General features: G+C 67.3%; 25 protein-coding genes. 6 read left to right on the top strand and 19 right to left on the bottom strand.

Going from position 1 to position 25,907, the window contains the following annotated elements; translation table 11 throughout:
- Positions 1–103: 103 nt before the first annotated feature.
- Positions 104–361 carry a hypothetical protein gene (locus tag CXQ90_RS12775; protein ID WP_104139616.1) on the bottom strand — a complete coding sequence of 86 codons (258 nt, stop codon included), beginning with the start codon at positions 359–361 and terminating at the stop codon, positions 104–106.
- A 2-nt stretch (positions 362–363) separates the two neighbouring features.
- A complete protein-coding gene (gene lysS, locus CXQ90_RS12770) occupies positions 364–1,902 on the bottom strand; it encodes a lysine--tRNA ligase (RefSeq protein ID WP_104139614.1) in 1,539 nt (512 codons plus the stop codon).
- Positions 1,903–2,001: 99 nt separating this feature from the next.
- Here lysS and CXQ90_RS12765 point away from each other — a divergent pair, with 99 nt between their 5' ends.
- Both CXQ90_RS12765 and CXQ90_RS12760 read left to right on the top strand, forming a co-directional pair.
- Positions 2,002–3,033, top strand: coding sequence for an alpha/beta fold hydrolase (locus tag CXQ90_RS12765; protein ID WP_104139612.1), 1,032 nt, complete (start codon positions 2,002–2,004; stop codon positions 3,031–3,033).
- Between the two features lie 9 nt (positions 3,034–3,042).
- The gene (locus CXQ90_RS12760; protein WP_104139611.1) at positions 3,043–3,879 is read left to right on the top strand and encodes an alpha/beta fold hydrolase; all 837 of its coding nucleotides are present in this window, start codon (positions 3,043–3,045) and stop codon (positions 3,877–3,879) included.
- 139 nt (positions 3,880–4,018) lie between these two features.
- Here the strand turns inward: CXQ90_RS12760 and CXQ90_RS12755 are convergent, their stop codons facing one another.
- From CXQ90_RS12755 to ftsH, 11 genes are all read right to left on the bottom strand, one after another.
- Entirely contained in the window at positions 4,019–5,542 is a 1,524-nt protein-coding gene (locus tag CXQ90_RS12755; protein WP_104139609.1) for an MDR family MFS transporter, read from the bottom strand.
- Between the two features lie 107 nt (positions 5,543–5,649).
- A complete protein-coding gene (locus CXQ90_RS12750; protein ID WP_104139608.1) occupies positions 5,650–6,579 on the bottom strand; it encodes a pantoate--beta-alanine ligase in 930 nt (309 codons plus the stop codon).
- A 1-nt stretch (position 6,580) separates the two neighbouring features.
- On the bottom strand, positions 6,581–7,501 hold the full coding sequence (locus CXQ90_RS12745) for a Rossmann-like and DUF2520 domain-containing protein (RefSeq protein WP_104139606.1): 921 nt from the start codon (positions 7,499–7,501) through the stop codon (positions 6,581–6,583).
- Positions 7,494–9,125 (bottom strand): PH domain-containing protein, encoded by a 1,632-nt coding sequence (locus tag CXQ90_RS12740; protein WP_104139744.1) that lies wholly within the window; start codon positions 9,123–9,125, stop codon positions 7,494–7,496. The genes CXQ90_RS12745 and CXQ90_RS12740 overlap by 8 nt, the downstream gene beginning before the upstream one ends.
- Positions 9,126–9,139: 14 nt before the next feature.
- Positions 9,140–9,652: a PH domain-containing protein gene (locus CXQ90_RS12735; RefSeq protein WP_104139605.1), complete on the bottom strand. Its 513-nt coding sequence runs from the start codon at positions 9,650–9,652 to the stop codon at positions 9,140–9,142.
- Entirely contained in the window at positions 9,633–10,184 is a 552-nt protein-coding gene (locus CXQ90_RS12730) for a DUF3180 domain-containing protein (protein WP_104139603.1), read from the bottom strand. Before CXQ90_RS12730 ends, CXQ90_RS12735 begins: the two co-directional genes overlap by 20 nt.
- Before the next feature lie 4 nt (positions 10,185–10,188).
- The gene (gene folK, locus CXQ90_RS12725; protein WP_104139602.1) at positions 10,189–10,725 is read right to left on the bottom strand and encodes a 2-amino-4-hydroxy-6-hydroxymethyldihydropteridine diphosphokinase; all 537 of its coding nucleotides are present in this window, start codon (positions 10,723–10,725) and stop codon (positions 10,189–10,191) included.
- The gene (gene folB / locus CXQ90_RS12720) at positions 10,722–11,081 is read right to left on the bottom strand and encodes a dihydroneopterin aldolase (protein ID WP_056631968.1); all 360 of its coding nucleotides are present in this window, start codon (positions 11,079–11,081) and stop codon (positions 10,722–10,724) included. Before folB ends, folK begins: the two co-directional genes overlap by 4 nt.
- Positions 11,082–11,094: 13 nt before the next feature.
- Entirely contained in the window at positions 11,095–12,012 is a 918-nt protein-coding gene (gene folP, locus CXQ90_RS12715) for a dihydropteroate synthase (protein ID WP_104139600.1), read from the bottom strand.
- 10 nt (positions 12,013–12,022) lie between these two features.
- The gene (gene folE / locus CXQ90_RS12710; RefSeq protein WP_104139598.1) at positions 12,023–12,661 is read right to left on the bottom strand and encodes a GTP cyclohydrolase I FolE; all 639 of its coding nucleotides are present in this window, start codon (positions 12,659–12,661) and stop codon (positions 12,023–12,025) included.
- Positions 12,662–12,671: 10 nt separating this feature from the next.
- On the bottom strand, positions 12,672–14,738 hold the full coding sequence (ftsH, locus tag CXQ90_RS12705; protein WP_104139597.1) for an ATP-dependent zinc metalloprotease FtsH: 2,067 nt from the start codon (positions 14,736–14,738) through the stop codon (positions 12,672–12,674).
- A 473-nt stretch (positions 14,739–15,211) separates the two neighbouring features.
- Here ftsH and CXQ90_RS12700 point away from each other — a divergent pair, with 473 nt between their 5' ends.
- Positions 15,212–16,045 carry an endonuclease domain-containing protein gene (locus tag CXQ90_RS12700; protein WP_104139595.1) on the top strand — a complete coding sequence of 278 codons (834 nt, stop codon included), beginning with the start codon at positions 15,212–15,214 and terminating at the stop codon, positions 16,043–16,045.
- 172 nt (positions 16,046–16,217) lie between these two features.
- Here CXQ90_RS12700 and hpt read toward each other — a convergent pair whose 3' ends face one another.
- The 4 genes from hpt to dacB form a co-directional block, all read right to left on the bottom strand.
- Positions 16,218–16,769, bottom strand: coding sequence for a hypoxanthine phosphoribosyltransferase (gene hpt, locus CXQ90_RS12695; protein WP_078027431.1), 552 nt, complete (start codon positions 16,767–16,769; stop codon positions 16,218–16,220).
- A gap of 45 nt (positions 16,770–16,814) precedes the next feature.
- Complete coding sequence (tilS, locus tag CXQ90_RS12690) at positions 16,815–17,864, bottom strand: tRNA lysidine(34) synthetase TilS (RefSeq protein WP_181038549.1); 1,050 nt, start codon at positions 17,862–17,864, stop codon at positions 16,815–16,817.
- Positions 17,865–18,004: 140 nt separating this feature from the next.
- The gene (locus tag CXQ90_RS12685) at positions 18,005–19,123 is read right to left on the bottom strand and encodes a zinc-dependent metalloprotease (RefSeq protein ID WP_104139594.1); all 1,119 of its coding nucleotides are present in this window, start codon (positions 19,121–19,123) and stop codon (positions 18,005–18,007) included.
- Positions 19,124–19,225: 102 nt separating this feature from the next.
- Positions 19,226–20,746, bottom strand: a complete 1,521-nt coding sequence (dacB, locus tag CXQ90_RS12680) for a D-alanyl-D-alanine carboxypeptidase/D-alanyl-D-alanine-endopeptidase (RefSeq protein WP_104139592.1) — start codon at positions 20,744–20,746, stop codon at positions 19,226–19,228.
- A 140-nt stretch (positions 20,747–20,886) separates the two neighbouring features.
- Here dacB and CXQ90_RS12675 point away from each other — a divergent pair, with 140 nt between their 5' ends.
- Complete coding sequence (locus CXQ90_RS12675) at positions 20,887–21,375, top strand: inorganic diphosphatase (protein ID WP_104139591.1); 489 nt, start codon at positions 20,887–20,889, stop codon at positions 21,373–21,375.
- Positions 21,376–21,596: 221 nt separating this feature from the next.
- Positions 21,597–22,196: a hypothetical protein gene (locus CXQ90_RS12670; protein WP_104139589.1), complete on the top strand. Its 600-nt coding sequence runs from the start codon at positions 21,597–21,599 to the stop codon at positions 22,194–22,196.
- A 115-nt stretch (positions 22,197–22,311) separates the two neighbouring features.
- Here CXQ90_RS12670 and CXQ90_RS12665 read toward each other — a convergent pair whose 3' ends face one another.
- Together CXQ90_RS12665 and serS are read right to left on the bottom strand one after the other, a co-directional pair.
- Entirely contained in the window at positions 22,312–23,157 is an 846-nt protein-coding gene (locus CXQ90_RS12665; RefSeq protein WP_104139588.1) for an HAD family hydrolase, read from the bottom strand.
- Between the two features lie 165 nt (positions 23,158–23,322).
- On the bottom strand, positions 23,323–24,603 hold the full coding sequence (serS, locus tag CXQ90_RS12660) for a serine--tRNA ligase (protein ID WP_104139741.1): 1,281 nt from the start codon (positions 24,601–24,603) through the stop codon (positions 23,323–23,325).
- Positions 24,604–24,739: 136 nt separating this feature from the next.
- On the opposite strand from serS, the gene CXQ90_RS12655 reads away from it, so the two are divergent.
- The gene (locus CXQ90_RS12655; RefSeq protein ID WP_104139586.1) at positions 24,740–25,828 is read left to right on the top strand and encodes a diacylglycerol kinase family protein; all 1,089 of its coding nucleotides are present in this window, start codon (positions 24,740–24,742) and stop codon (positions 25,826–25,828) included.
- The last annotated feature ends 79 nt before the right edge of the window (positions 25,829–25,907 follow it).

Below are 25,907 nucleotides of genomic sequence, written 5' to 3'. Positions count from 1 at the left end.
AGAAAAGCAGGATGTAACTATTCAAGTATCTCCCGCATTAAGGCAACGCGTCAAAACCGCGCAATGGTTCCCTGTGGAAAAAACCCGGAAAGAATGTTGCCTGTTATTTGTCTGATTCAGACGGCGGCGCGGAAGGCGCGTCCGGAGCAGCGCCGGGACGAGGCACCTCCGTGCCGTCCTGGCCCGCCGCGGACCCGCTGGCAGGTGCGGACCCGTCGGCGGCCGCGCGGGCGTCAGCTTCGGCCTGGGCTGTTGCCTCTGCCTGACGCTCCGCCTTGTCAGCGTTGAAGATGGACTTCATGGCAAACCAGAAGAGCAGGCCGACTACCAGCGATGGCAGCAGAACGGCCACGTACTCCATGGTCAGTGCCCCTCGGGCTTAAGGAGCGGGAAGAGGATGGTCTCGCGGATGCCGGCCCCGGTGAAGAGCATCACGAGGCGGTCGATGCCGAGGCCGATGCCGCCCATGGGCGGCGCCCCGTACTCGAGGGCACGGAGGAAGTCCTCGTCCAGCTGCATGGCCTCGACGTCGCCGGCGGCCGCGTGCCGGGACTGCTCGGTGAGGCGTTCGCGCTGGATGACGGGGTCGATGAGCTCGGAGAAGGCGGTGCCGCGCTCCATGCCGCCGATGATGAGGTCCCAGGCCTCGATCAGGCGGCCGTCCTCGCGGTGCGGGCGGGCAAGCGGCTGGGCCGACGGCGGGTAGTCGTACACGAAGGTGGGGTTCAGCAGGGTGGGCTCCACGATCTCGCCGAACAGCTCGACCGCCAGCTTCTCGGCGTCCCACTTCGGGTCCATCTTGACGTCGTGCTTCTCGGCCACTGCGCGCAGTTCCTCCAGCGGGGTGTCCGGCGTGATCTTCTGGCCCACAGCCTCGGAAAGGCCGGGGTACACGGACAGCCAGGCCCAGTCGCCGTCGAGGTTGATCTCGCCGGCTTCGGTCTGCAGGGTGCGTCCGGCGCCCACGGCGTCCGCGGCGTCGAGGATGATCTCCTTGATGCGGTCCGCCATGACGAACTGGTCAGCCCAGGCCTCGTAGCATTCGAGCGTGGTGAACTCGGGGCTGTGGGTGGAGTCCACGCCCTCGTTGCGGAACACGCGGCCCATGTCGTAGACCCGGTCGATTCCGCCCACCACGGCGCGCTTGAGGTAGAGCTCGGTGGCGATGCGGAGGGTCATCTTCTGGTCGAACGCGTTCATGTGCGTTTCGAACGGGCGTGCCAGTGCGCCGCCGTGGACCAGCTGAAGGATGGGGGTCTCCACCTCGACGTAGCTGTGGCGGTGAAGGCTTTCACGGATGGAACGGGTGATGGCGGCGCGGGTGTAGACCATTTCACGCGCCTCATCGCGGACCATCAGGTCCACGTAGCGCTGGCGGACGCGGGTTTCCTCGTTCAGTTCGGCGTGCAGGACCGGCAGCGGACGCAGCGCCTTGGACGCCATGGTCCAGGAGTCCGCCATGACGGAGAGCTCGCCGCGGCGGGAGGAGATGACCTCGCCCTTGATGAAGACGTGGTCGCCCAGGTCCACCAGGGCCTTCCAGTCCGCGAGCGCCTCTTCGCCGACGTTGGCCAGGCTGAGCATGGCCTGCAGCCGGGTGCCCTTGCCGTCCACGCCGCCCTCCTGGAGCGTAGCGAAGCAGAGCTTGCCGGTGTTCCGGACAAACACCACACGCCCGGTGATTCCGACAACGTCGCCCGTGGTGTCGTCGGCTTCGAGGTGCGCGTACTTTTCGCGGATCTCGCTGAGTGAATGCGTGCGTTCAACACCCACCGGATATGCCTCGGCCCCGCGTTCAATCAGCTTGGCGCGCTTTTCCATGCGGATGCGCATCTGTTCGCTGGCGTCGACCGGCTCTGGGGCATTCTTGGGGGCAGGGGTGTTTTCGGAAGTCACAATCATCAAGTTTACCGGGAAGTCGCCTGCCTGGCTTTCGGGCTGCCGCCGCGCTGGCCTCCCCTGACCGGAATTCCTGTCGGGGGTGGGGCATAGACTCGGGCTGTGGAGACGTGGACGGTTGAGACGGACGACGGCGGCGGGCAGCTGGAGGTGCATTCCTTCCGGCCCGCGGGCCTCACCGCAGCTGGCGGCGGCCCGCCGGCCCGCGCTGACCGACCGGATCGCATCACAGCGCACAGCACCACGACGGACCGGACCACCGCCGCCGGCGACCCGACCGCGCCGGCGCCACCCGGCGTCGTCGTCATCCATGGAACGCTGGTAACCGACGCCTTATACCGTCCGTTCGCCCGGAAGCTCAGCCTCCTGCTGAGCCGCCCCGTGCACTGCTACAACCGCCGGGGCAGGGCCGGGTCCCCGCCGCAGCCGGACAGCTATTCGGTGGCCACCGAGATCAGCGACCTCTCGGCCGTCATGCGGGCGACGGGATCGCAGGATGTTGTGGCCCACAGCTATGGCGGTTTCGTGGCGCTTCAGGCTGCACGCAGCATTCCGCTCCGGCGGCTCGTGACCTATGACGCCGCGGTGTCGCTGTCCGGGAACCTGAACCACCGCTGGCGTCCCGAGCTGGAGGAGGCCGTGACGGCGGGGCAGCTCAACCACGCCTGGGCGCATCTGGTGCAGGGCCTGGCGACGGCCGGGCCGGTCTCCTACCTGCCGCTCGGGGCGCTCCGGATGCTGAGCATCCTCTCCGCGCGGACCAACCTCGGCGCCGAAATGCGGGAGCTGCTGCCCACAGCCGTCAAGGAAATGCGGGCCGTGCTCGACGCCGACGCCCACCTGGAAGACTTCGTGGAGCTGTCCACGCCCACGCTCATGCTCAGCGGCGGCTGGAGTCCCGGATATTTCGCCGACACGGGGCGCCAGCTTGCCGCGGCCGTTCCGGCCATCGAGTTCGCCGTGGTCCCGGGCCAGTTGCACGAGGGCCCCATCCGCCCCGGGAAGCGCCTGGCCATCAGGATGGCGCGCTTCCTGAACGGCACCGACGGCGGCCCGCAGTCAATGGGCCTGGAGTCCCTGAGCAGACGGCGGCGCAAGCGGGCCGGGCTGTCAGGAGGGGCTGGCCTCGGCTAGGCTCGGAGCATGACGCGCGAGATCATCAGCACACCCGACGACGGCAAACTTGAGCTGTTCACCACGGGCGCGGAGCTCGCATCGGCGGGTTCCGGCGTCGTCGTCGTTACGGCCTCCATGGTGACAGCCGCCGACTACACCCGCTTCGCCCAGAAGCTCAGCGCCGAACTGGGCCGCCCGGTCCACACCTTCAACCGCCGAGGCCGCGGCGAATCGTCCGAGCAGCCCGCGGACTACACGCTGGACGTCGACATCCGAGACCTCGATGCCGTGATGAAGCACACGTCCAGCACGGACGTCTTCGGCCACAGCTTCGGCGGCGCCGTGGCGATCCACGCGGCCAGAACCCTCCCCGTCGAGCGGCTTGCCGTCTATGACCCGGCCGTTTCCGTCAACCACAGTGTCAAGGCGGACTGGACCACCGAATATGAACGCGCGACGGCGGCGGGAGACGACGACCGCGCACTCGCCGTTTTGCAGCGGGGGCTTGAGGCCGGCGGCGCGTTCTCGTCCCGCATGCCGCTGTCCATGCTGACCTTGGCCAACAAGCTCACGGCGGGCACTTCGGTGGGCAAGCAGCAGCGCGAGATGATGCGCACCGGCGTCCGTGAGATCAAGGCCATCATTGCCGCGGACATGCCGGCCGAGCCGTTCCTTGAGCTGCCCCTGGAGACACTCATCATTGTGGGCGAGAAGAGCCCGGCATATTTCGGCGTCGCATGCGGCCAGATCCACGACGTCCTGTCCGGCTCCAGCTACACCATCCTGCCGGGCTTCGGACACGACGGCGTCAACCGCGCACCGGACAAGCTCGTCACGGAACTCAGCGAGTTCTTCGCCGGCTGACCCTGCCCTTGGTCCGCCGCGGAGGTTGAGCCCGTCGAAACCAGCGCGAACCAACACTTGCGGCCCCCTTCCAGCGGAAGATTCGGGGCTCAAGTGTCCGTTCGCGCTTAGCGGGCGGGGCTCAAGTGTCCGTGCGCGCTTAGTGGGTGGCGGCGCCTGGCGTCTTTCGCATCATGGCGGACAGGACGACGGCGGCAACGGCGATGATGGTGGCCGTCAGGAAAGCTGCGTTCATCCCGGCGACGAGCCCGGAGCCTGCCGAGACCACGGCGAAGATGGACACCAGCAGCGCCGTGCCGGCGGCACCGGCCACCTGCTGCAGGGTGCTCATGATGGCGGACCCGTGCGAGTACAGGTGCGGCGGCAGCGGATTCAGCCCGGTGGTGAAGGCCGGCGTGAACAGGAGCGCGAGCCCCAGGCTCAGGCCAACATGCAGGGTAATGATCCACCACACCGGAGTGTCGGCATTCAGCAGCGAGAACTGCCACAGCGCCAGCACCATGAGGGACGAACCTGTCACGGTCAGCGGCAAGGGGCCCAGTTTATCGAACAGCCGGCCGATCACCGGTCCGAGCAGGCCCATGGCGAGGCCGCCGGGCAGCAGGGCGAGGCCGGTCTCGAGGGACTTCAGGCCGCGGATTTCCTGCAGGTACAACGGAAGCAGGATGACAGCGCCGAACAGGGCAATCATCGCCACCACCAGGAGCATCACGGACACCGTGAACATGCGGAAGTTGAATGCCCTCAGGTCTAGCAGCGGAGCCTCGGACTTCTGCAGCTGCAGCTGGCGCAGCACGAACGCCACGAGTCCCACTACGCCGATGACCAGGGCTGTCACGGCGAGCGTGCCCGGTCCGCCGCCGGCGCCGTGCCCGCCGCCGATCTGGCTGAGGCCGTAAACCAGGCCGCCGAACGCGGGGATGGTCAGCACCACGGAGAGGAAGTCGAGCCTGGACTTTTCCGTTTCGCCCACATTGGTCAGGAACCTGGCGCCGATCGCCAGCGCCGCCAGTGCGATGGGCAGGACAAAGACAAACATGAAGCGCCATGAGAAGTGCTCAAGGATCAGGCCTGACACCGTGGGGCCCATGGCCGGTGCCACGGAAATGGCGATGCTGACGTTGCCCATGACGGCGCCGCGGCGTGCCAGCGGTACCAATGTGAGGATGGTGGTCATCAGCAGCGGCAGCATGATGGCGGTGCCGCCGGCCTGGACGATCCGCGCCAGCAGGAGGATCTCGAAGCCGGGTGCAACAGCCGCCAGTGCAGTTCCGCCCGCGAAGAGGCCCATGGCCAGCAGGAAGACGGCGCGGGTTGACAGCCGTTGCAGGATGAAGCCGGTGGTGGGGATCACCACCGCCATGGTCAGCATGAAGCCCGTAGAAAGCCATTGCACCGTGGGAGCGTCCACCCTCAGGTCCACCATGAGCCGCTGCAGGGCGACATTCATTATGGTCTCGTTCAAGATCACCACGAAGGTGGCCACGAGCAGCGTGGCGATGACGGTCACGGACTCGCGGGACATCTTGTCAGCCGTCGGGGTTCCAGTCGGGGCTGGAGGCGCCTGCTTCGTTTCAGTGACAGCGCCGGCTGGCGGGCTCAACGCAGCGTCGGGCTCCCGCACGGGTTCACCGTGGGAATTGGACGTGACTTCGGTAGACATGGAGAGACCCTCGGAGAGTTGGGAGTGATGGCTTGCGGACAACGCCGCTGCAGACTCCAACAGTCTAAGGGCCGGGCGCATTCCCGCCCACGGGAGAAGAGTTGACGCTAGGAGCTGAGCGGCGCGTTGTCGATGAGCCGCACGGCACCCACCCTGGCCGCCACGATCGCCAGGCCCTCACCGCGGAACGGGGTCTCCCGGCAGTTCTCGGCCAGCGGTTCCAGCGTCCCGGGATCCACCACTTCGAGGTAGTCAAGTTCAACCAGCGGCTGGGATTCTATGAGCGCCCGGGCCGACTCCACATCGAGGGCCTCATTGGCGTTCGCCCGGTCCTCAATAAGCCGCAGCGAACGGGACAGCACCAGGGCGGCCTCGCGCTCCTCCCCCGAGAGGAAGCGGTTGCGGCTGGACAGCGCCAGCCCGTCATCCGAACGGACCGTGGGCACTGCTACGATCTCCACCGGAAAGTTCAGGTCAGCCACCATCCGCCGGACCAGGGCAAGCTGCTGGGCGTCCTTCTGCCCGAAGTAGGCGCGGTAGTCGGGCAGCCCTCCTCCGGCGCCGGTGACGAACGCACCGCTCCCCGGAAATCCGGTGCCGGGAATCCCCAAATGGAGCAGTTTCGCCACAACGGTCAGGGCGCCGTCGAAATGCCCCGGACGGGACACGCCCTCCCATTTATCCCCCAGCGTGCCGGCCGTCACCCGGACCATTGGCCTGCCGTCGGGGTACATCTCGTCCACGGACGGGGCGAACACCAGGTCCACTCCCTGTTCCTCGAGCAGGGCCATATCAGCCTCGAGCGTCCGCGGATAGCGTTCCAGGTCCGCCGCCTCGCCGAACTGCAGCGGATTCACGAAGATGGACGCCACCACCACGTCGTTCTGTTCGACGGCGGCCCGCGCCAGCTCCGCGTGCCCCTCGTGCAGGGCGCCCATGGTGGGCACCAGCCCCTGGGAGGAGCCATTTTTCTGAGTCAAAAGCAGGCGGCTCTGGGCACGGAGCGACGCTCCGGTGGTCACAAGTCGGATTCCCATATCAGTGTCCTCCCGGGGCCTGGGGGCCGTCGTCATCTGTGCTGGCAAGGGCGTTGCGGATTCCCTCCACCTGGTCCGGTTTCAGCAGCCCGCGTCCTTCAGCCCGCCGCGCCGTCGTCCGAGCCATCGCCAGGTACGCCTCGAGGATGTCGCCGCCGGCACCGCCGTCGTACTCCCGGAGCGCCCGCGCGTGAGCGGCCACGGTCCCCGCGTCACCGCGGGCCACCGGCCCGGTGAGGGCGGACTCGCCGGAAGCGAGCGCGTTCTCCAAGGTGGCCCGCAGCAGCGGACCGAGCATGCGCTCCGGAGCGTCCACGCCCACTTCGCGGAGCAGCTGTGATGCCTGCGCCACGAGCGTGACCAGATGGTTGGAACCGTGCGCGAGTGCTGCGTGGTAGATGACGCGGTCGCCCTCCGCGATGGCCACGGGTTCAGCTCCCATCTCCACCACCAGGGCCTGGGCGATGGGCAGCATGGCCGCATCCGCGGTGACGCCGAACGTGCAGTCCAGGAGCCGGGTCAGGTCAAGGCTCATGCCGGTGAAGGTCATGGCCGGATGAAGCGCCAGCGGCACGGCTCCGGCGGCGCGCACAGGGTGGAGAACGCCGACGCCAAAACGGCCGGACGTGTGTGCCACGAGCTGCCCCGGCTGCCAGGCGCCGAGTTTGGCCAGGCCCGCCACGAGCCCCTCGAGGGCGTCGTCCGGCACGGCCAGCAGCACCAGTTCCGAGCGCTCCACGATGTCCTGGACGTCAAGCACCGGGACTCCGGGGAGCAGGGTTTCGGCCCGTTCCCGGCTCGCGTCCGAAACGGCGGAAACCCCGACGACGGCGTGCTCGGCGGCGCGCAGCGCCGCGCCGAGGACCGCGCCGACCTTGCCGGCCCCGATGATTCCGACGCCGAGGCGTCCGGGCTTAGCCACGTTGCGGGCCTTCCTGTTGGGTTGCATTGGGCGCGCGGGGCGAAACCCGCTGATCGAGCTCGTCGCCACGCCAGCCGGGTTCCCCGGGCGAGCTTGCGAGCTTAGGGGGCTGGTGGGGATCGAGATCCACGGTTTCGACGAGCGTCCCGGCTTCGGCAGGCTCAACCAGCGGAGCAGGCTCAACCGGCGAAACAAGCGGGGTCACCTGCGCCAGCCAGTGTTCGCTGGTCTGCCGTTTCCGGGCGGCGCGGGCGCGGGCTGCCTGGGCGTCGAACAGGGCCAGGGCAGTCCCGGCGTCGGCCTGGATGACCCGCGGGAGCACTGGCCCGGCGGTGGTGTGGAGCACGAGGTCGGCCAGCCGGAACCTGCGCGCCAGCGGCCCCTGGTGCAGCGCCATCGACTGGGTGCGCTGGTGCGGCACCACCACCAGCTGCCGCCACCAGCGTCCCGATCGCATCAGCAGGGCGGTGTCGGTCGCGGCAAAGCCGTTGCGCCGCCAGCCGAGCGGCGCCAGGAACCGGGCCCGGCGCGGTGTGGTGACAAAGCCGCCGTCGGAACCAAGGCCGTCCAGGCCGCACTGGAAAACACGCAGGGGGTCGGCGGTGCCCGGATCCGGCAGGACCAGGGCCAGCATGTTCACGACGTCCCCGATCTCCCCGACCGGCAGCAGGGTGGTCCGGGATCCCCCTTGGCCGTCACTCCCGGCGGCCCCGTACCCGGCGACGTTGACCTGCATCCGGTACCAGCCGAAGATCCGCCACAGCGGCGGCTGCACCACTCTCAGCGCCTGGATCCGGCCCGGCGGAAGGGTCTGCGCCTGTGTGTCCAGGAGCCCGTACCGGAGCCGGATGCCGTCCGGGGAAACTGCCGCCGTGAAGTTGTAGCCCTTGTGGAAGGAGCTCCAGTAGGCGGCGATCAAGCCGAGTGCCGCCGGGATCAGGTAGAGGAAGAAGCCACTGTTCTCCGTAACCGCGGACAGCACCACGGACGCCACACCGCCGAGCACCACGAAGATGCTTTGCTCACTGAGCAGCAGGGAACCGATCAGGCGCGACGGCGGGACCTGCAGGACCTGCTGCTCCGGCGCCTCCGGCGCGGCTGCTTCAGGACGCCCGGGCTCGAGTTCAACACCCGAAGCGCGGGCCAGAATGGTGGCCCGCAACTGCCGGGCATCCTCCATCCGCAGGTACGCGAGCCGAACTGCCGACTCGCCGGCGTCCGCAACCTCGAACTTCAGTTCGGCAAGCCCAAAGATCCTCGCCAGCAGGGGCTGCACGATGTCGATCGCCTGGACCCGGTCCAGCCGGGCCTGCCGCTGCTGCTTGAACAGGAAGCCGGTATTGACGCGGACATAGCCCTCCGCCACCTGATACCGGGTGAAATACCAGGACAGGATGAACCCGAGGACGGCCAGCACCAGGACGAGTGCCCCGCCGGCCAGGAGCCAAGGGGCCCGGCCGGCAATCTGGCCGCCCACGAGCGGCTCGCCCTGGAGCATCCGCTCGAAGGTGTCCCGGCCGAAGAAGTACCCGATCGCGGCCAGCGCAACCCAGCCCCGCACGAACGGTGAGGCCGGGTGCACCCGTAGCCACTCGCCGTCGTACTTTTCTCCGGGAACGGGCATGGGACCGCCGGCGGTCACAGCCCGGCCAGCCTGGCTTCACCGCGCGCTGAGAGCTGTTCGCGCAGCCGTGCGCCTTCCTCGGCGGGCAGCCCGGGAATCGAGGCGTTGGTTGAGGCGGACGCCGTGTGCAGCTTCAATGTGCACAGCCCCAGCCGCCGCTCCACCGGCCCCACGCTTATGTCCACGTACTGCATGCGTCCGTAAGGGACCACCATCACGCGCTGAAAGAAGATGCCGCCGCGAATGAGGAGGTCGTCGTCGCGCTCCGCATAGCCGATGGCGCGAACCTGGCGCGGAATCAGGACCAGGCGCCACAGCGCGAGCACCAGCATGAACGCAGGCACGGCGACGGCCAGCCAGCGGGGCGGCCACGTCCACCAGCCGAGCAGGACGAACAGCAGGGGCAGGCTCAGCACGCCAAGCACGACCAGGTTGCCAAGGGCCCATTCGACCAGGCGGACCGTAACGTATTTGGGGGAAACGCGAAGCCACGTGATCCCCGGCGGGTCAATCGCCGCGGTATGCATACTCGCCTTCCCCCTTTGCCTTGCCGCGGTGGCCCTGGCCGGGCATGCCCTGCGGGGAGTCGGCGTCGCCGTCTTCGGGCGGGATCTTGCAGAAGCGCTCGACGACGAGCCCCACCACCACCATGATGAGGCCGCCGGCAGCCATGCCGAAGGCAAGCCAGGTGATGTCCAGGGTGCTGCGGAGGCTCCAGATCCGCAGCTGGTCGACGAAGATTCCGGCGTGCCAGCCGAGCAGGACGGATCCCGCGTAAGCGCAGGCCTGGGCGAGCACAAGGGTCCTCGCGGCGAGGATCGGATTGAGGGGGATCCTCTTCTTCGTACCGTTGCTGTTCTTCGTGCTGTTGCGCCAGCGCAGGACCCTGATGCCCAGGACCAGCGTGAGGGCCACGATCACGCCCATGGTGACGAAGGCTGTGGCAGGCAGCACCGGAGTTGCCATGCCGTAGCGGCTGGTCAGGATCGCAGCGGACCAGCCCACGACGGCCACCGCGAGGCCCACCACGGCGAGCAGGAGCGGGTTCATGGGCTTCACGGCCTTACACCGCCCCCGCTGTGGGCATGCCGTCGAAGTCCCCGAACCCGTCGAACGGGGTGAGGTCAGGGTAGTCGGCTGCCTTGGCCGCCAGTTCGCCCACGCGCTGCCCGTTCAGGGTGGCGGCAGGTTCAACCAGGGACCAGGGATAGAGCACAAACGCCCGCTCCGCGGCGCGGGGATGCGGAAGGGTGAGCGCCGGATCGGTGCTTACCAGGTCCCCGTAGACGATGATGTCGACGTCGAGCGTCCGCGGCCCCCAGTGCACCTCGCGGACCCGGTGGTGTTTGTTTTCCACCGCCTGGCAGTGCCTGAGAAGCTCCAGGGGTTCGAGCGTCGTTTCCACGGAAATCACCATGTTGAGGAAGTCCGGCTGGCCGGCGGGGCCGCCCACGGCCTTGGTCTGTACCACCGGCGACACCACAAGCAGCCGCACCTCCGGCCGGTCGACGAGGTCCGCCACGGCTTCGCTCAGCGTGTCATTCCGCTCGCCGAGGTTGCTGCCCAAGGCGAGCACCGCCCGCGTGTACTGGGTGTTCATGGGCGCTCCCGGTAGACGCTGACGGCGACGTCCCCGAAGGGAACCTCGATTGGGGCCTTTGGCTTGTGCACCGTGATCTCCACGGCTTCGATCTTGAATTCCTTGAGCAGGCCCTCGGCCATGCGTACGGCCAGGGCCTCAATCAGGTTCAGGGGCTCACCGGTGATCCAGTCCGTGATCCGCCCGGCCACCTCGCCATAGTGGGCGGTGTCCCGGACATCGTCCGACGCCGCAGCCTGGCTGAAATCCAGGTGCAGCACGGCGTCGACCACAAACGGCTGGCCCTCGCGGCGTTCGAAGTCGAACACCCCGTGGTAGCCGGTGGCGGTGACACCGCTCAATGAGATCCTGTCCATCGTGCCTGCCTGCTCAGTGGCCCGGTCTGGGGGCCATGCGGGCGGCGACCTTGACAGCGTCCAGGCTGGATCCGACGTCGTGAACGCGGACAGCCCACGCCCCGCCGGCCGCGCTGATGGCCGTGATGGCGGCGGTGGCGGCGTCGCGCTCCTCCGGGAGCGCGGCCTTGCCGGACACGGTGAGGAGCGTGCCCAGGAAGCGCTTGCGGGAAGCGCCCACGAGAACCTTGTGCCCCATCGCCTCGAGCCGGCCAAGGTTTCCGAGGAGCTCCCAGTTCTGTTCGTCCGTCTTGGAGAAGCCGATGCCCGGGTCAATGATGATCTGCTCGGGCAGCACGCCTGCTGCGTAGAGCTTGTCCCGGACGCCGCTGAGCTCAGACACGACGTCGTTCGCGACGTCGTCGTACTCCGTCAGCGACGTCATGGTCTTGGCGTCGCCGCGGCGGTGCGTCAGGACGTACGGTGCCTTGCGCGCGGCCACGAGCTCGGCCATTCCCGGTTCGATGCTGAGACCCGAGACGTCGTTGACGATCGCGGCCCCGGCGTCCAGCGCGGCTTCCGCCGTGGAGGCGTGGGTGGTGTCGATGCTGACAAGCGCGCCGGCCTTGACCAGGGCCTCAATGACCGGCAGGACCCGGCGCTGCTCCTCGTCGGGGCTGACTTCCTCCGCCCCCGGGCGCGTGGATTCACCGCCGACGTCGATGATGTCGGCTCCCGCATAGAGCATCCGGAGGCCGGCCGCGATGGCGGTGTCCGGCGTCGGGTGCTTGCCGCCGTCGCTGAATGAGTCCGGGGTGACGTTCAGGATGCCCATCACCAGCGTGCGGCCAGTGGGCAGGTCTTCGAATTTGGCTGCCGGCCGCGGTTTGCGCAGGACGGGCAGCGGTGATGTAGCGGGTCCGGTTCCAGGTGCTGCAGCTAGGGAATCCATAGTCTGTTTATTACCTTCCGAGTATGAGGCTCATGGCTTCGGCACGGGTAGCCGGGTCATGAAGTTGCCCGCGGACCGCGCTCGTGACGGTTTTGGCCCCGGGCTTGCGGATGCCGCGCATGGACATGCACATGTGTTCGCATTCCACCACCACAATGGCTCCGCGCGGCTTGAGGTGCGTGACCAGCGCTTCGACGATCTGCGTGGTGAGGCGTTCCTGCACCTGCGGCCGGCGGGCGAAAATATCCACCAGCCGCGCGAGTTTGCTCAGTCCCGTGACCTTGCCGTCGTGGGAGGGGATGTAGCCCACATGCGCCACCCCGTGGAAGGGAACCAGGTGGTGTTCGCAGGTGGAGTAGAACGGAATGTCCTTCACCAGCACCAGTTCCTCGTGGTCGAGGTCGAAGGTGGTGGAGAGGACGCTTCCCGGATCTTGGTGCAGGCCGGCGAAGACCTCGGCATAAGCCTTGGCCACGCGCCGCGGGGTGTCGTGCAGGCCGCCGCGGTCCGGGTCCTCGCCGATGGCCAGCAGGATTTCCCGCACCGCCGCTTCAATCCGCGGCCTGTCTACCTTGTGGTGCCGGCCAGATCCGCCCCCCGCCGAGTGATCGGCGGAGGCGGAAAGGTCGTCGTCTTCGAAGTGAGTCACACCAAAGAGCTTAGCCGTGGTGGCCGTCTGGACCGGCCTCCGTTACTCCGCCCTGGAAGGTGGCGTCCTCGGGAACGCCCTGCGGGTGCGGCGGAAGCGCGTCCAGCGGTTCCTCCAGCCGGGCTTCCGTGGCTTCCTCCTGGGCCTCGCGTTCGGCCCTCTCCTGCCGCGATTCCACCGGGCCGGCCGTCTGGACGGGCCGGGTTTCCTTGGACAGCCAGACTTCGCGGAAGTCGCGCTTGCGGATGTCGCGGAAGACGTGCGCGATCTCGGCCTGGTTCAGGGTTTCGCGCTCGAGCAGTTCCAGCGCCAGCTGGTCCAGCACGTCGCGGTTCTCGGTGAGGATGGCGTAAGCCTCGTCATGCGCCTGGTCGATCAGGCGGCGGACTTCCTCATCCACAATGTAGGCGATCTGGTCCGAGTAGTTGCGCTCGTGGCTGGCGTCCCGGCCGAGGAACGGCTCGCCGCCGCCCTGGCCCAGGCGGACTGCGCCAACACGCTCGCTCATGCCGTACTGCGTAACCATCTGGCGGGCCGTCGCCGTGGCCTTCTCGATGTCGTTCGAGGCGCCGGTGGACGGATCGTGGAAGACGATCTCCTCCGCAACGCGGCCGCCCATGGCATAGGCCATCTGGTCGAGCAGCTCGTTGCGGGTGATGGAGTACTTGTCGTTCTCCGGCACCACCATGGTGTAGCCAAGGGCGCGGCCGCGGGGCAGGATGGTGATCTTGGTGACCGGGGCGGAGTTGCGCAGTGCCGCGGCAACCAAGGCGTGGCCGCCCTCGTGGTAGGCCGTGATCTTACGCTCGTGCTCCTTCATAACCCGGCTGCGCTTCTGCGGTCCGGCCATGACACGGTCAATAGCCTCGTCCAGCGCGCGGTCATCGATCAGGTTGGCGTTGGAGCGGGCGGTCAGCAGCGCCGCCTCGTTGAGCACGTTGGCCAGGTCCGCACCCGTGTAGCCGGGTGTTTTCTTGCCCACTGCCTTGAGGTCCACGTCCGGCGCCATGGGCTTGCCCTTGGAGTGCACCTCAAGGATCTGGACGCGGCCCACGAGGTCCGGGGCTTCCACGGAAATCTGCCGGTCGAAGCGGCCCGGGCGGAGCAGCGCCGGGTCCAGGACGTCTGGCCGGTTAGTGGCGGCGATGAGGATGACGTTGGTCTTGACGTCGAAGCCGTCCATTTCAACCAGGAGCTGGTTGAGCGTCTGCTCGCGTTCGTCGTTGCCGCCGCCGATGCCGGCGCCGCGGTGACGGCCGACGGCGTCGATCTCGTCCACGAAGATGATGGCGGGCGCGTTGGACTTGGCCTGTTCAAACAGGTCGCGGACGCGGGAAGCGCCCACACCCACGAACATTTCAACGAAGTCCGAGCCCGAGATGGAGAAGAACGGCACGCCGGCCTCGCCGGCGACGGCGCGGGCCAGAAGCGTCTTGCCGGTGCCCGGAGGACCGTACAGCAGCACACCCTTGGGAATCTTGGCGCCCACGGCCTGGAACTTGGCAGGCTCTGCCAGGAATTCCTTGATCTCCTGGAGCTCTTCCACGGCTTCGTCGGCACCTGCGACGTCCACGAAAGTCACCTGCGGCATGTCCTTGTTGACCATCTTGGCCTTGGACTTGCCGAACTGCATGACCTTCGAGCCGCCGCCCTGCATGCGGGACAGCAGGAACCAGAACAGGACACCGAGCAGCAGCACCGGGATCAGCAGCGAGAACAGGCCGGAGAGCCAGTTACTCTCCACCGGCTGGTCTGTGTAGCCCTTGGAGGGGTTCGAGTCCGTGACGGCCTTGACCACGTCCGGGCCGCGGTCGTTGACGAAGAAGAACTGGACGTTCTTGCCCTTGTCCTGGCCATCGATGACGAGGTTGTCCTTCAGGACCAGGTCCACGCGGTTCTCGCCGTCGAAGATCTTGGCCTGTTCCACCTTGCCGCTCTGGGAAAGGAGCTCGAGGCCGGGCTGGGTGTCGATCCGTGTCGCACCGCCCGGAGCCAACGTTGCAAAGGCCAGCAGGAGCATGCCGACCACAACAATGATCCAGATGCCCGGGCCTTTGAAGAAACTCTTAGCTTTCATCTGTTCGGGGCTGGCCCCGTCCCTCCTGGTAGTGCTGCACGGCGCGTGGACTGCGCGCGTGTGGTGCTGCTTCGCTTCTAGCTATACACCGTCCGGAGTAAATCACGCACGGTGTAGGGCAAAAGTTCCCTCTGGGCGTAGCACGGGCGCGGACGCGGGTCCACTGGCGCCTGTGTCTCGGCCTCCGGACCGCCCTCTTGCGCCACCGCCGTGCGCCGCCGTGCCGCCGCCGTGGGCACCCTGGGCACTTTTGCACCACTTTCAACGCCGCCGGGACCCCGGCTCCCGCGGATTCAGTGGGTCCGGCTCAGTCCTGGGTGACCAAAGTGGTGCAGAAGTGCCGGACGGACCCGTCGGTACTCCCCGTCCCCGGCATCGGCACTCCCCCTCCACAGCATCGAAACTAGCCGGGTTGTCCACCTAGAAGGGCAGGCGACTGCCGCAATTCCGGGGAGCGGTGAAGGCTGGACGGCATGCTTCCCGCGGATTTCCTCACCGGCAAGGGCGGAGTGACCAGGCTCGCGCATCTGCGCAGGGCAGGCTTCACGCGCGGTCAGATCGACCATGCAGTGGACTCGGGCCTGATGCTCAAACACCGGCACGGGGTCTACCGCCTGCCCCTGGCCGATCCGGACTTTGTCCGTGCCTATGAGCTCAACGCCGCGGTCACGTGCGTCTCGGCCGCGGGCCACTACGCACTGTGGACCATCCGGACTTCGGACCGTCCGCATCTGGCCGCATCGCATCGCCGCCTCCCCGCCGGCCATCTTGCCCACAGGGTCAGCGGAAATGTCTCGACGCTGCTTCCCCCGGTCCTGCCCTTGAAGGACGTCCTGGTTCATTGCCTCCAGTGCCTGCCCGAACTTGAGGCCTTGGTGATGGTGGAGTGTGCCTACAACCGCGGCGGCACAGATCCGGATTTCTTGCGGCGGCTGCTGCCTGGCGCCCGCAACGGCCGGGCACGTGCGGTTCTGGACCTCGTGGAACGGGGGTCGGATTCGTTGCTCGAGACGGTTGCCCGCGTGCTGTTCCGGAGGCACGGCTTCGACGTCCGGACGCAGGTTTATCTCGAGGGCATCGGCTACGTGGACTTCCTCATTAACCGTTGCCTCATTGTCGAGATCGACGGCGTGGGCTTCCATCTCAACAAGCCACAGTTCAAGAAGGACATCAGGCGGAACAACGTTGGCGCAGCAACCGGCTACCGTGTCCTGAGGTACCTCTACGAGGACGTGCTGCATCGTCCCGACGAGATGCTGGAGCAGATCCGGCTCGCCCTGGCCACGCCGCCCCGGACATCACGCTAACTGGAGCTTCCCTCGGCCGCCCAGGCTTCCCGCAGCCCCACTTGCGCATTTTTGCACCCTTTAACCACCTCACGCCGCCGTCGAGCCCTTGTTTCCAAGGTTCGGCGGCGGCGTGTGGTCCCAAAGCGGAGCAGAAATGCCCGGCTGCCCGGCCCGCGGGAAGGGGGGGAGCTTACTCGTATACGTGCGGGGCCAGTGTGCCCACGAAGTCCAGGTTGCGGTACTTTTCGGCGTAGTCCAGGCCGTAGCCCACCACAAATTCGTTGGGGATGTCGTAGCCGACGTACTTGACGTCGATCTGCACCTTGGCGGCCGTCGGCTTGCGGAAGGCCGTGCAGATTTCCACGGATGCGGTGCCGCGGGACTCGAGGTTGGTCTTCAGCCAGGACAGCGTGAGGCCGGAATCGATGATGTCCTCGACAATGAGCACGTCCTTGCCCATGAGGTCCGTGTCGAGGTCCTTCAGGATGCGCACCACGCCGGAGGACTGCGTGCCGGAGCCGTAGGAAGAAACGGCCATCCAGTCCATGGAGATGTGGCTGTGCAGTGCACGTGCAAGGTCGGCCATGACCATGACCGCGCCCTTGAGCACACCCACGATGAGGATTTCACGGCCTTCGTAGTCTTTGTCGATCTGCGCCGCGAGCTCGGTGATGCGCTGCTGGATCTGTTCCTTGGTGTAGAGAACGTGTTTAAGGTCTGCCTGGACGTCGGATGAATCCACCAATTGCTCCTGTGTAGATGCGGGGATGTGTCGGTGCGGGTGCGACTATTTACGGATCGGTTTTCGAAGCCGGAATACAAGCTTCCCACAGCGTGCGCCCCCGCGGGGAACCCCGGCGGTACCGCCCTGCTCCTCACCAGGCTCGCCTGCCAGCAGCTGGGCGAGCGAAAGACGGTAAACACTGACTCCGCCGGGTAGCTCCACCGGCCCGGCCGAACCCTGCCGTCGAAGCAGCGCTTCCGCGGCGAGGAGCCGCTGGTAGCTGGGCTGCTGACCGCCGACGTCGGCGGCGGCCTTGGCGATCACACGGAACCTGATGGCCGGCGCTAGTTCGTTGAGGGCCGCCTCCGGCAGGCTGACGTCGGGACCGCTGCGCTCTGCGAGCGCGGCATAGGTGTTGTTGGCCACGTCCTCCAGATAGTCCGCGTCCAGCTGGAGGATGGCGGCGGTGCGGGCAAGGGACTCCGCAACGCCGGGTCCGAGCTTTTCCTCGAGCAGCGGCATGACTTCCACGCGGGTCCGGGAGCGTGCAAAGGCAGGGTCCGCATTGCTGGGATCGTGCCACGGTTCGAGCTCCTCGGCCCGGCAGATCTCCTCGGTGTCCGCGCGCCTGAGGCCCAGAAAGGGCCGGAGCAACCTGCCGCGCTCCGGCCGCATCCCAGCCAGAGACCTCGTGCCGGAGCCGCGCGCGAGGCCGAGAAGCACCTGCTCGGCCTGGTCATCGAGCGTGTGCCCCAGGAGAATCGCGTCCGCGCCCCACTCCGTCGCCGCGGCTTCGAGCGCGGCATGCCGTGCGTCCCGGGCTGCCGCCTCCGGGCCCGCACCGCTGGAAGCAACGTCAACGGTGCGGATCTGAACCGGGCTGAGGCCAAGCTCCCTGAGGGTTTTTGCCGTGCGGGCAGCCACTTCCGCGGAACCGGCCTGGAGCTGATGGTCTACCACCACTGCACCCACCTCCACAGCGTGGCCGTCCACGTGGCCGCGGCGGGCGAAATAGGAGGCGACGGCGGCAAGGGCCAGCGAATCGGGGCCGCCGCTGCAGGCCACGAGGATCCGTTCCGGGTAGCCGGCCAGGGACAGCGCTTCCTGCAACATCTTCCGTGCCGTGCCGAGGACAGGCGCCAGCCGGCCGGGCCGGCGTCGGCCGGAGCGGGCGGGGCTGCCGCCGCCGGATGGGGGAATCGAGCCGCCGGCTGGGGGCACCGAGGGGGCCGTTGATGCACCCTGCACGGAGACTAAAGCCCCATCCTGTCGACCCAGATCTTGGCGTCGTGGATCTCGGCCTCGGTGGGCAGGTTCTCCGCCGCTTCCCAGACCCGGTTGAAGCCTTCCATTCCGGCCACTTCCACCACGGCGCGGACAAACTTGGCGCCGTCGCTGTACTGCCGCATCTTGGCGTCGAGGCCCAGGAGGCTGCGGATGAACTTCTCGATGGCGCCCCTGTCCTTGCCGCGGGCGTTGAACCGCTGCCGGATGGTCTTCACGGAGGGCACGATGCTGGCGTCCACAGCGTCCATCACCACGTTGGCATGGCCCTCTAGCAGGCTCATCACGGCTGTGAGGTGGGACAGCGCGGCTTTTTCCTCGGGGTTCTGCAGGAGGTCCAGGATGGCGCCCCTGCCTGGCGTGGTGCCTGCGGCGGTGCGGTCTTTCAGGGACCGGGCGGCCGCCGTCGCCCGCTCCATTAGCGAGTCGACGTTGCCCAGAAGGTGGCCGCTGAGGTTGTCGATCTCGTTCAGCATGTGGTGGCGGAGCCAGGGTGCTGCGGCGAACTGCACGCGGTGCGTCTGCTCGTGGAGGCACACCCAGAGGCGGAAATCCTCGGGGGTCACGTTGAGCTCGCGCTCCACAGCGATAATGTTGGGAGCCACGAGCAGCAAGCGCCCGCCCGACGGCGCCTGCGAACCTTCGGCGAGGGCGGCGAACGGATCGTACTGGCCGAGTACCTTGCTGGAAAGGAATGCCAGCACGGCGCCAAGCTGGCTTCCGGTGATGGCTCCGCTGACGCTCGCCGCACCCGGGCTGATGGTTCCGCGGCGGTTCTCCAGCATCTTTTCGATGGCGGGCTTCAGCATGACCGCGAAACTCTGCGTGTTGGCCTTGGCCCAGGAGGCCCGGTCCACAACAAGAACCGTGGAATCGCGGAGATCGCGCGCGGCCTCAAGCCCGGTGATGTGGTGGACGTGCGGCACCGATGCATCAGCCAAGTCGCGCAGCTGGTGGACGGCCTCGCCGATCTCAGCCGGTCTCAGTGAAGGGCCGGCGGGAGCAAGCCGTGCTGCTGTGGAAGCGGCAAGGTCCCAGTTGATCAGGGCCTGGGCCGGGGCTGTGGGCTGGCCTGCAGTTGACTCCATACGCACCATCAGAACACACGCGCCCGGCAACGCGCCTTAAAGTTCGCTCACCGGCGAACAGTCGGCACCGGGCCCGTCGATGGCGAACAGGGATACTGCCCGTTAACTGCAGCCGCAGGCCGCGAGCACCGTTGCCGAGGCGTCCAAGGCGGGTTTATTGCCGTCCGCACCGGGAGTCAGACCGTTGCCGATGAAGGAGAACACCAGAAGCCGGCCGTCCGCGTCCACCACGTAGCCGCTCAGTGCTATGACGCTGTTCAGGGTTCCCGTTTTAGCCCGCACCAGCCCGGCGCCTTCGGCCGTGGTCTCGTCGATATACCTGTCTCCGAGCGTCCCCGTGAGGCCGGCAACCGGGAAGCCGGCCAGCGCCGTCCTGAGGCGGGTATCCCGGCCCGACGTGACGGCACGGACCACTTCCGAGAACTGCCGGGCGGAGACCTGGTTGCCCAGGGCCAGCCCGGATACATCCGCCACCACCATGCCGTCCGTGGGAATGCCCAGGTCCGCGAGTTGGCCGAGGACCGCAGCGGTGGCCGTCTCGTTGCCCGCCTGCTTGCCGGCGGCAGCTGCGGACATGCGGCCCAGGGTCTCGGCAAGGTAATTGTCGGAAGTCTGCAGCATGTGGTCGACCTGCTGGCTGACCGTTGCCGACTGCACTTCCCCCAGAACTGCGGCCTTCGCCGTCGGTTTTCCGTCAACACGTCCGACGGCGGGCGCCACCGTCAGTCCCGCGGCCGCGCCGGCCGTTCTGAGCCGGGCCGCGAAAGCCTCGCCAGCGGCAAGGGCGGAGTCCTGGGGCCGTGGCCCGGTGGTCACTGCGGGATCGAACCGTGCGGAGTTAAGCGCCAACGGGAACAGCGGGGCCATCTCGCCTGCTGCCACGTCTTCGGGGCTCCAGGCCGGGTTGAGCGCGGGGCCGGTGAAGAGTGAATCATCTACGAGGACCTCCACTTGGCCGGTGAACCCGTCTCTGCGGAGCGACTCTGCGGTCTGTTTGGCAAGGGTGGCCATCCCGGCATGGCCGAGCACCTGGTCCTCGGCGGATTCGCCCCCACCGAGCAGGACGTCCCCGCCGCCTACGAGCACCACCGACCGCGTTCCGGCGCCGGCGGAACCCGACGGCGCGGCCGCCTGCGAGCCTGCTGGCGGCAGCGCGACCGCCTTGGTGGTGAAGCGTGCCTCGGGACCGATCGCCCGCAGCGCCGCCACGGCCGTGAGCAGTTTCATGTTCGACGCCGGGATCCTGTTGGCGGCGCCGTCCCGGTCGAAGAGCACCTTGCCCGTGGCTGCGTCCTGGACCACGCCCGTGAAGGTGCCGCCGCCGTCCGTCTTGAGCACAGCGTCCAGCTTGGCCGCCAGTTCCGCCGGCACGGGAACGGGCGCCGTGTTGCTGAGCGGCCCGATACCCTGGGGGACGGAAAGGCGTTCCGGCATGAGCTGCCATGCGGGGCTCTGGACGGCTCGGGCGGCGGACTGGTCCGGTCCGGTCAGGGCAGGCGCAATCAGCATTCCGGCGGGCAGGGCCAGCACGGCAAGAAGAAGCGTGAGCAGGGCGGTGGGCCAGGACCGGATCAGCGCATGCAGTCTTTCGCGGCTACGTGCCGTGCCCGTGGTGCCACTCATGCTGCTGGTCCTCAAAGTCCTGAAATTACCCCATTAGTTCCTGAAACCTGGGCCTCTCGCTATATCCTCAATAGTAGTCGGCGGCACTGACAGTCCATTCCTCGTGCCGCGAACACCAAGCAATCGCCGAGGAGCATTCCATGAAGCATGACGTGACTATCGAGATCCCCAAGGGATCGCGCGTCAAGTACGAAGTCGACCACGAGACCGGCCGAGTCCGTCTGGACCGCGTCCTCTTCACCTCCATGCAGTACCCCACCCACTACGGATTCTTCGAGAACACCCTCGGCGAAGACGGCGACCCGCTGGACGCACTGGTGCTCCTGCAGGACTTCGATCTGCACCCGGGCGTCATCGTTGAGGCCCGTCCGATCGGCGTCTTCAACATGACGGACGACGGCGGCGGGGATGCCAAGGTCCTGTGTGTGCCGGCCGATCCCCGCTTTGACCACATCCAGGAAGTCACTGACGTCAGCGAGTTCCTGATCAAGGAAATCGAGCACTTCTTCACCCGGTACAAGGACTTGGAGCCCGGCAAGTGGGTCAAGGCCGAGGGCTGGGCCGACCGCGCCGCTGCCGAAGCCGAGCTCGAAGCTTCCATCAAGCGTTACGTGCCTGCGGCACACTGACCCCACCGTCCGCTTTAGACACCGACGGCGGCAGGTGCGGTTCCTCGAGAACCGCACCTGCCGCCGTCGCGTTTTCTCCGCGTTTTCTCCCCCTCGGTCTCATCGCCGGCGGCACGGCCGGGTAGGATAACGCACGCCGCCGCCAGCCGAAGTGAGCTCCGTAACGTCCCCCGGCCGGAGATCTTGCCTCCCAGCTACCACCGGGTAGTCTGATTTCCACCATGTTCACGCTGACTATCAACCAAACAGACAGCCGGCGCGACGGCGACCGGGTCCCGCGGCTCCTCAAGGACCTCCGGCACATCCCGGCGCGCCTGGATTTTGACCGCTCCGTCGAGGATGAGGTGCAGGGGATTCTGGATTGTCCCCATCAGACCGTGGAAGCCGCCATGGTCGCTCTGCGATGCGGCAGCTGGTTCGTGGGGATCGGTGTCGGCCCCGTAAACGAGCCTCTGCCGAACCAGATCAAGGACGCGTCCGGGCACGGTCTGGTCTACGCACGCCGGGCCGTGGACCGCCTTCGCTACGGCAAGGAGCGCATCCCGGTGGCCGTGGAGGGTCCTCTGGCGGAAGTGGCGGCGGAATCCGAGTCAGTGCTCCGGCTGCTGGGCCACATTGTCCGGGACAGGAGCGAGGCCGAATGGCGCGTACTGGATCTGCTGACCCCCGGTGTTCGCGGCCAGCAGAAGACGGTGGCGGCGGAACTGGGCATCACCTCCCAGGCCGTCAGCAAGGCCGTGGCGAGGTCGCAATGGAACGAGGAGCACGCCGCCCGGCCAGCCGCGGCACGACTGCTGGCCCTCATCCTCGAGGTGCGCTAGACACCCCGAGGTGCGCTAAACAGTTTCCGCGGACTGCTAAAGCCCAGTCCCGCGGTGCGCTAAAGCCCTATTCCGGTCAGACCGTCGGCCCGGGATTGCCTAGGCAGACCGGCACTTACAGGAGCCCGCGCAGCACGTGCGCGGCGCCGTCGTCGTATACGGACTTGGTGACCTCATCCGCCGCGGCAACCACTTCCTCCGGAGCCTGGCCCATGGCAACGCCGCGTCCTGCCCAGGCGAGCATTTCGATGTCGTTGCGGCCGTCGCCGATGGCAACCGTGCAGGCAGCTTCCACGCCGAGCCTGCGGCGCAGGCTTTCCAGCGCACTGGCCTTGGTGACCCCCGCTGCGGCAATGTCCAGCCAGGCGGTCCAGCCCACCGAGTAGGTGACGCCGGCCAGGCCGATGTGTTCGATGGCCTCGTTGAATTCCTCGGGGGTGTTCTCCGCGCTGAAGACCACGACGCGGACGGCCGTGGCCTCAAGCATGGTCTGGAAGTCGACGCCGATGGCCTCCACCCCGAAGCTCGCGTCCTGGAAACGCTCGGTGGAGAGGAAGTTGCCGTCCTCATCCTCGAGCGCGTACTTGGCGGACGGGAGCCGCCTGCGGAGGGCGCGGAGCGCGGGGCCGGGATCGAACGTGGCCTTGTGAATGATCTCGTAGCCATCGGTCAACTCGGGGTCCAGGCGCAGGGTCACGCCGCCGTTGCAGCAGACGGCGTAGCCGCGGTCGATCCCGATCTGTTCAATGACGGGAAGGGTCGCGTTGAGTGAGCGGCCCGTGGCGATCATGACGTCGTGGCCGGCGGCAAGCACGGTCTGCGCGGCCTCGCGGACGGCGGCGGACATGTGGCCGTCGTGGTCCACCAGGGTTCCGTCAACGTCCAGGGCGATCATGAGCTTCTGCTGGATATCTCGCTGGTCTTCGATGCCAGCGGCTGAATTTTCAGTCAATGTAGTCATGCCTATCAGTAGAGCAGACACCCCTGACACCCGCTAGGACGCGGGCCACAGCACCGTGTGAACAGCAGGTAAATACTCACAGGTTTCCCCGGTGTGAGTATTTACCGCCGGCGCGCTGCCATGGCCAGCGTCGTGCGGGGAGGAGCGTCAAGCGGGGATGAGCGTCTAGAGGACCGGCAGGACCTGGAGGCCGCCGATGTACTTCTGCAGGGCTGCCGGCACGTTGACAGACCCGTCCGGGTTCTGGTGGTGCTCCAGGATGGCCACAATCCAGCGCGTTGTGGCCAGCGTCCCGTTGAGCGTGGCGACGGGACGCGTGCCCTTGGGCGTGCCGTCCTCGCTGAACACGCGCTCACGGATGTTCAGGCGGCGGGCCTGGAACGTGGTGCAGTTGGAGGTGGACGTCAGCTCGCGGTAGGCGCCCTGGGTGGGAACCCATGCTTCGCAGTCATACTTGCGGGCAGCGGACATGCCGAGGTCGCCGGCAGCGGTGTCGATCACGCGGTACGGGAGCTCGCACTTGGCCAGCATCTCCTCTTCCCAGGCGAGCAGGCGTTCGTGTTCCGCGGCTGCCTCTTCGGCAGTGGTGTAGATGAACATCTCCACCTTGTTGAACTGGTGCACGCGGATGATGCCGCGGGTGTCCTTGCCGTGCGAGCCGGCCTCGCGGCGGTAGCAGGAGCTCTGGCCGGCGAAACGGATGGGACCGGGCGCGAGGTCCAGGATCTCGTCCGCGTGGTACCCGGCCAGCGGAACCTCGGAGGTTCCCACGAGGTAAAGGTCGTCTTCGGCGAGACGGTAGATCTCGGCGTCGTGCTTGACGTCAAAACCGGTGCCCTGCATGGTCTCGGGGCGGACCAGAGTCGGAGTGATCATGGGGACGAAGCCGGCCTCGATGGCCTGGTCCATGGCCATCTGCAGCAGGGCCATCTCAAGCCGCGCGCCTACGCCGCGGAGGAAGTAGAACCGGGATCCGGACACCTTGGCGCCGCGCTCCATGTCGATCGCGCCGATCAGTTCGCCGATTTCCAGGTGGTCCCGCGGTTCGAAGTCGGGGAACTCACGCGGCGTGCCGACGGTCCTGACCACCACGTAGTCATCCTCGCCGCCTTCCGGCACACCGTCCTCGATGAGGTTCGGGATAGTGCGCAGCAACTCTTCCTGCTTGGCCTGCGCGGCGTCGGCCTCGGCTGACGCCGCTTTGACCGCCCCGGCGAGCTCGCGGACCTCTGCGAGGAGCGCCTGCTTTTCCTCGCCCTTGGCTTGGGCCACCTTCTTGCCGAACACGTTCTGTTCAGCACGAAGGTTTTCGAAGCTGATCAGGGCGGCCCGGCGCGCGGCATCCGCGTCGATGATCGCGTCCACCAGGGTTTCATCCGCACCGCGGGCACGCTGGCTGGCGCGGAACTTGTCCGGGTTTTCGCTGAGGTCTTTTACGTCGATCACCAGACAAGAGTATCGAATCCGGAGCGCTGCCCGGGCGGGTGCCGTGGACAGCCGGCCCCGGACCCGAAATCCGGACAGCACGGGTGGCAGGTTGCTGAACTGCGGGCGGCGCCGGCCGGGATAGTGTTGGAGCACCATGAGCGACCTGCTTCTCTACGTCCTGATCGCTGGGGCACTGGCGTTCGCCGTCTCCAGCTGGTGGGGTGTGCGCAAGCTCAAAGCCGCCCACGCACGCAGCGCCGTTTGGGAGGACGCCCACGAGCACGGCCTCGAACACCAGCGCGTGGCCGTAGTCCTGAACCCCGTCAAAGCCAAGTCCGCGGAGGCCCGCGCCACAATACAGCGTGCCTGCCTGACGGCAGGCTGGGAGGCCCCCCGCTTCTTCGAGACGACGCCGGAGGACCCCGGCCACTCGCAGGTGCGGGCGGCGCTGGAATACGGGGCCGACGTCGTCCTGGTGGGCGGCGGCGACGGAACCGTACGCGTTGTGGCCGAGTCCCTTGCGCACACAGGGGTTGCAATGGGCCTGATCCCGCTGGGCACGGGCAACCTCCTGGCCCGCAACGTGGACCTGGACTTGTATGACCTGCACGGCAATGTGCAGACTGCCCTCTTTGGCCATCAGCGCTACATCGACACGGCCCGGATGCGGATTGAGAATTCGCAGACCGGCCACTCATCCAACCACGCGTTCCTCGTGATTGCGGGAATCGGAATGGATGCCGAGGTGGTAGGCGATACCAACGCCGGGCTGAAGCGGGCCGTGGGGTGGCTCGCCTACACCGAGGCAGGCGTCCGCCACCTGCCCGGGCGGCGGAAGAAAGTGTCGATCTCGCTGGACGACGAGCCTGAACAGGCCCGCAAGATCCGGAGCGTCCTCTTTGCCAACTGCGGGCTCGTGCCGGGCGGAATCGACCTCATTCCCCAGGCCATGATCGACGACGGGATGCTCGACGTGGTGGTCATGAGCCCCCGGAGCGCGGTCGGGTGGCTGGCCATGTACGCCAAGATCCTCTTCAAGCACAAGCGGCACCTGCCCGTGATGAGCGTGTACCGGTCCGGCAAGGTGGTGATCAAGTGCCCGGAGCCGATGCCTACGCAGCTCGACGGCGACACGTCCGGGGACGCTACGAAGGTCACGGTTCAGGTGGAGCCCAGGTCACTGCTGGTCCGGGTCAGGGAAACACAGCCCGTCAGCAACGGGACCGGCTGGATCAGCGGGTAAGGACTTTCAGTCGGGGGCTGGCGGCCAGGTTCTGGAACACCGTCCACGCTCCGGCGCGAAGGTTCTACAACGCGCAAAG

Origin of the sequence: Arthrobacter sp. ZGTC131 (assembly GCF_002929275.1) — a bacterium.
Taxonomy (GTDB): domain Bacteria; phylum Actinomycetota; class Actinomycetes; order Actinomycetales; family Micrococcaceae; genus Arthrobacter.
The sequence above is the reverse complement of the archived record's forward strand: the minus strand, read 5'-3'. Positions and strand labels throughout refer to the sequence as shown.